7 protein-coding genes and 1 pseudogene are annotated in these 5,101 nt (G+C 62.9%); 7 read left to right on the forward strand and 1 reads right to left on the reverse strand.

The window, feature by feature from the left end; translation table 11 throughout:
- Positions 1–115 precede the first annotated feature (115 nt).
- The 6 genes and pseudogenes from POM99_RS21960 to POM99_RS21985 form a co-directional block, all read left to right on the forward strand.
- Positions 116–445, forward strand: a pseudogene (locus tag POM99_RS21960) (zincin-like metallopeptidase domain-containing protein); the annotation flags it as partial.
- A gap of 11 nt (positions 446–456) precedes the next feature.
- Positions 457–879: a hypothetical protein gene (locus POM99_RS21965; protein ID WP_067105255.1), complete on the forward strand. Its 423-nt coding sequence runs from the start codon at positions 457–459 to the stop codon at positions 877–879.
- 310 nt (positions 880–1,189) lie between these two features.
- Positions 1,190–2,143 carry a DUF2493 domain-containing protein gene (locus POM99_RS21970; protein ID WP_277280920.1) on the forward strand — a complete coding sequence of 318 codons (954 nt, stop codon included), beginning with the start codon at positions 1,190–1,192 and terminating at the stop codon, positions 2,141–2,143.
- Between the two features lie 122 nt (positions 2,144–2,265).
- Positions 2,266–2,727, forward strand: coding sequence for a DUF6878 family protein (locus POM99_RS21975; protein ID WP_277280922.1), 462 nt, complete (start codon positions 2,266–2,268; stop codon positions 2,725–2,727).
- Between the two features lie 10 nt (positions 2,728–2,737).
- On the forward strand, positions 2,738–3,166 hold the full coding sequence (locus POM99_RS21980; protein ID WP_277280923.1) for a DUF6915 family protein: 429 nt from the start codon (positions 2,738–2,740) through the stop codon (positions 3,164–3,166).
- A gap of 302 nt (positions 3,167–3,468) precedes the next feature.
- Positions 3,469–3,858, forward strand: coding sequence for a single-stranded DNA-binding protein (locus POM99_RS21985; RefSeq protein WP_007688363.1), 390 nt, complete (start codon positions 3,469–3,471; stop codon positions 3,856–3,858).
- A 115-nt stretch (positions 3,859–3,973) separates the two neighbouring features.
- Here POM99_RS21985 and POM99_RS21990 read toward each other — a convergent pair whose 3' ends face one another.
- Positions 3,974–4,201 (reverse strand): DUF6437 family protein, encoded by a 228-nt coding sequence (locus POM99_RS21990; RefSeq protein WP_277280925.1) that lies wholly within the window; start codon positions 4,199–4,201, stop codon positions 3,974–3,976.
- 349 nt (positions 4,202–4,550) lie between these two features.
- On the opposite strand from POM99_RS21990, the gene POM99_RS21995 reads away from it, so the two are divergent.
- Positions 4,551–4,772, forward strand: coding sequence for a hypothetical protein (locus POM99_RS21995; RefSeq protein ID WP_277280927.1), 222 nt, complete (start codon positions 4,551–4,553; stop codon positions 4,770–4,772).
- The last annotated feature ends 329 nt before the right edge of the window (positions 4,773–5,101 follow it).

The following is a 5,101-nucleotide window of genomic DNA, read 5'->3' on the forward strand; positions in this document are numbered from 1 at the left end:
GGACAGGAAGGGCCCTCGGGCCCTCCCTGTCCGGCAGAGAAGAGGGGGCTCGGATCATGTGTCCTGCTTGATTGGCAGAAGAGGACAGAAAGGACACGTTATGGATGGGACCTACCACGAGCTGTCGCACTGGACCGGCCATGCCAGCCGCCTGGGGCGTGATCTCAAGAACCGCTTCGGCACGGCGGCCTATGCCGCCGAAGAACTGGTAGCCGAGCTATCGAGCGCCATGCTCGGCGCTGAGCTGGGCCTGCCGGTCACGCATCTCGACAGCCACGCGAGCTACATCGAGCATTGGCTCAAGCTTCTGAAGGATGACGACCGCGCCATCCTGTCCGCTGCGGCCAAGGCCGAAGAGGCCTCGACCCTGCTGCTGAAGCTTGGCGGGCGGGTCACGGCCGAACAGTTTGACGACGCGTCAGACGACGCTGCGCTTGCGGCCTGAGGGATGATGCCATGGGCCGATCAGTCAGCTATCCCAGCGGCGCAATCGTCGCCTTCACCGTGCTCGAGGTCGAAGCCGAGGACGACTGGGAATTCGAATACGAGTGGCTGCGTGACGACCTGCGCGAGCGGGCCGGCCGAGCCTTCCCGTCGCTGATCCCGCATGACGGCTGGCGCGGCCGGGAGGACCGGATCCTCATGCGCAATGCCTATGCGGATTTCGGCGTGTCGGTCTACGGCGGGCTGGTGGCCGTCTGGATCGTCGAACGCGATGACGGGGCCTATTGGGACGCCGATTGGCGCACGGCCCGCTCACCGCGGGCACAGCGCTGGCTGTCCCAGATCGCATCCCGCTTCGATGCCGTGTTCGGCGACTATGACTGTCTCGGGCATATGTCGAACGGAGAGGGTGTCTACGCCAAGCGAGCGGCTTGAGCCGAGCCGGGGCGGTGCAGTGCATGGATGAAGCATAGGGCGTGCCCCTGCCTACGGATCTGTTCCGACCGCCCATGGCCTGGCGCCATGCGAGAGAGGCCCTGGGCCAGCCGCCAGTCTTGCGCAACCCGGCTAGGGCGGGCCCGTGTTGGCCTTCGCCCTTCAGGCTCAAGGCCTGCCCGCGCCAGCCCGCCAAGCCGGGTTTCCCCTGACGGGTGCGCAATCCTGCCTGAATGCTGGCCCTGACGGGCTCTCGCTGGCGCAGCCATGAACGGATGCGCCGGTGTCACGTCAGTCAGGAGGATATCCCATGCACACGTCATTTGCCGACCAACTCGCCGGGCTCGATCTTGCCGGTTTCTCGATCGGACCCGCTCCCGTATCGACAAGCGATTTCCCGGTCCGGGAGGCGGTCGTCCAAACTCTCGAAGCGGTCTGGTCCGATCTTTTCGCCATGGTGTCCGGGACCGCTCTCGAAGCCGACGCCGAGGATCTTGGCTGGGCTTTCGTCAACATCTTTCACCGCTCGGCCGAACGTAAATCAACTGCAGTCGACCGGGCGACCGACGAGGTCCGCGCGCTGATTGCTACGGCCGATGGATCTGAGGTCCACACCCATGAACTCGAGACGCAGGTCGAGCGGGCGCAGTGCGCCGAAAGTGCGATGCTGGCGCTCGAGGAGATGCGCGAGGTTGCAGCAGCCCTTTACCTCAACGAGTTCGGTTCCTCCTGGAAGCCGGTCTCCAGTTCGCGTTTCAATCACAGCGTCATGCTCACCTCGGCGCTCGTCGAAGGGCGCGACTTCCTGCGTGCCCGTGCCGAGGCCAAGCGCCGTGCGGCGGTGCCCGAAGGAACCCCGGTCGTCTTCGCTGGCGGGCGCACCCGTCATGCGACCGAAGACGATGCGCTGACCTTCGGCAACAATGTCTGGGCAACGCTCGACAAGGTTCGTGACCGTGTGCCCGACATGGTGCTCATCCATGGCGGCGACACCAAGGGCGTAGACCGCCTGGCATCGAGCTGGGCTGAACGTCGCGGCATCCCGCAGGTCACGTTTTCGCTCGACATGCGGCTGGGCACCCGTGCCGGCTTCAAGCGTAACGAGCGGATGCTCTCCCTCGATCCGCGCTACGTCATCGCCTTTCCGGGCAATGGCGTACTCGAACGTTTGGTGATCGAGGCCAAGACTCGGCGGATCACCGTTGTCGATCGCCGCGGGCCCCTTGGCACCAATCCGAAGAGCACTTCGGCAGGGGCTGACTGAGGTCATGCCAGTCCTCGCGCCAGCGCCTGATCGGCGCTGGCGTCATCCATCAGAGGAAAGGTGTGCGCCTGTCGATTGAAGCCAGCGAATGGCCGTTGGCTTCATTCACCAGGAGGCATTCCATGATCGATATTGAGGCCCTGATGGCCGACTTTGCCGTACGGCAGGCGGAGCGGCAGGTGCAAGTGGCCGAAGAAATCCGGCAGCTCAAGACAGCCATTTTTCCGCGGTTGCTAGAGGCTAGCATCGCACGCGTCGAGATCCGCTTTGACGGCTGCGGCGATAGCGGTGCCGTTGAAGAATGTGCATGCCTCGATGCAGCCGGCGCGGCGATCCCGTGCCCGGAAGTCCTTCTCATGGAAGGCGAAGCAGATACGGCGGAACGTGCAGGATCCAAAGAGCTGCAATCACTCGGCCAGGCACTCGAGCAGCTGACCTATCTGGCACTCGAATGTCACCATCCGGGCTGGGAAATCAACGATGGCGCCTGCGGCGAACTGGCGATCGATGTCGCTGAAGCGACCTTCGTGCTCGACTGCAGTCTGCGCTTCACCGCGACCGATGATCACTCGACCGAGCTCTAGGAGACCTGGCATGGCCCATTGCTACTACCACGCCATCTCGTCGGTCCGGAAATGGGGCGGTACGGTCGATGACTATCTCCCGTTGCACCAGTGGTTCGACCAGTCGAAGGCTATTCTCGCAGACCCCCGCCACCGCGCGCTGCGGCACCATGCCGAGGGGATATTCATGCTCGAAACACTCTTCGGCGAGACCCTCGTCAATGCTGATGGCCGGGTCGTTCCGGTGCGTCTGGTCGGTGAACAGCACGTACGCGAAGACCTGGGCTCGATCCCCTCCTTTGCTGATTGGGCGCGCTTGATCACGCCGCAGGCCTGGATGCTTCGAGGCAACCCTCTGGACGGCGCTGAAGGGGTGACGATCGACATGCCTGTCCCCGGCGAAGCAGGTGCGTCCAGGAATGTGCCACCGGTTGGAGGAGCGGTCATTACGATGATCTAGGAAGTGGTTCTCCGGTGGAAGGTCGGCGGGGATGATCTGGCCAAGACCGGAGGGAAACGAGGCAGGGCAAACCTGTTCAAGGCATCCAGCTCCACCCGGCTTCGATGCAAACCTGTCCCTGAATCACCCCCCGTCGAGACGCGCAACCCGGATCAGGTCCGGCCGAGTTGCCGGGCTGTGCCCGGCTGCCCGCACCACCCGAACCAGTTCCGGGTTCCCCTTCGGTGCGCTTCGCCATGGGGCGCTTCTGCTCGGGTTTTGCAGCCGGGATGGACCCGGAATGCTCGATCAGGAGAAAGCCCATGACCAATCTCGTTATCCTCGTTGGCCGCATCGCTCGCGACCCCGAGACCCGCACCACCCAGGGTGGAACCAGCATCACCTCGATCTCGGTCGTGACCGACCGTCCCGCCCGCAAGGATGGCAAGACCTACAAGGACGAAAACGGCTACACCGCCAAGGACAGCGAATTCCACCGGATCACCTGCTTCAACGGCCTGGGCCAGAACGTCGCCAAGTACTGCACCAAGGGCCAGCTCGTGACGGTCGAAGGGCGCATCCACTACACCCAGTGGGAGGATCAGAGCGGCACCAAGCGCTACGGCTGCGAGATCATCGCCGACAAGGTCGACTTCCTCACCAAGGGCCGCTCCGGCAGCAACGAAGGTGCTCCCGACATCGACGAAGACTGAATGTCCTCACCTCACGACAAGGCCCCGGTGGCAGACGCCATCGGGGCCTTTTCTTTTGTACGCCGGCGATGCGGCGGCGCGGGGGATCAAACCCCTTGCCGCCGCCGGGTTGGGCTTACGCGGGAGCTATCCGCTTCAGCGTTTCCTCGATCCCGAGTGCCATTGCTCCTCGGACGATCTGACGCAGTTGCGCTGGTTCGATCGTCTCGGCGCCGCACTCGATCAGAATGTGGCCAAGGACAATCGCCGCCTCGTCGCGAAGCTTTGCTTCCTTGGCCGCCAGTTCCTCGCGTTGTTCCCGGAGCTTCTTCAAGGCATCAACCGGATTGCTTTTGCGGGGCATGTCAGTCCTTTCCGCCCCCTTGGCTTGTGATCCCTCGAGAGCTCTTCTGCCACCGTGCGCAGGGTGTAGGAAAACGAGAAAAACGGTGCTCGCCCACAACCGTCCGGTGCCAACCGAGAGGGTAGAGGGGCTGGCTCACGGATTACCCAGTATGATGTCCGTCCACATGCCGCCTCAAGGACGGCAGGGCCCCACCATTTTGCCGAAGAAGGGATGAATCCCTTCCCCCGACAAAATCGTTTCCCCCACCGCCGCTGGCGCGGCCGCGCAGGTGCGCGGTCCCTGACCCGGCATGCGCACGAACATCGCACTTCTTCCTGTCGTTCGAGACAACCTCAGGAGGATCATCATGGCATATTCCGCACCTTGCAGCGCTTCACCCCGCAGCTATTTCGAGGCCCTGGAACTCGCCGAGTGCCGGGCACTGCACAGCTACTTCGATCAGCACATCGTGGAAGACGAAGAGCTCGGATATATCGCCCTGGACGAAGGCGACTACTGCGCTCTGCCAGCACACCTGGCAGCACGTGTCGTCCACACCATTCACGGATCGATGCTGGATGAATTCTGACGCCGAAAAGGGTGGGAGCCGGGAACGGTTCCTGCCCTTTTATTTTGCTCGCCGTTGGTTCGTTTCGATTCATAAGCGGGCCTGATGAGCGGGGTGCGGGCATCGGCGCCTGCACGCGCTTTGGCTCAGCGCTATCGAGGCCCTTCATTCCCTCCTGCATGTCCCGCGAAGTGACCGGATCACCCTCTCGCAGCTTGGTAGAGTGAGCACACCGTACGCCGCCATGCGGCAGAAAGAGATTGTTAAGCAATAGGTTACGCGAAGTTGTTCCTCTACAAAGAGGAGCAAGTCAATGCAAGCAAATGGCTATCTGCTACCAGCGAATGAAG

Source organism: Novosphingobium cyanobacteriorum (assembly GCF_029436685.1).
In the GTDB taxonomy this organism is placed as follows: Bacteria; Pseudomonadota; Alphaproteobacteria; order Sphingomonadales; family Sphingomonadaceae; genus Novosphingobium; species Novosphingobium cyanobacteriorum.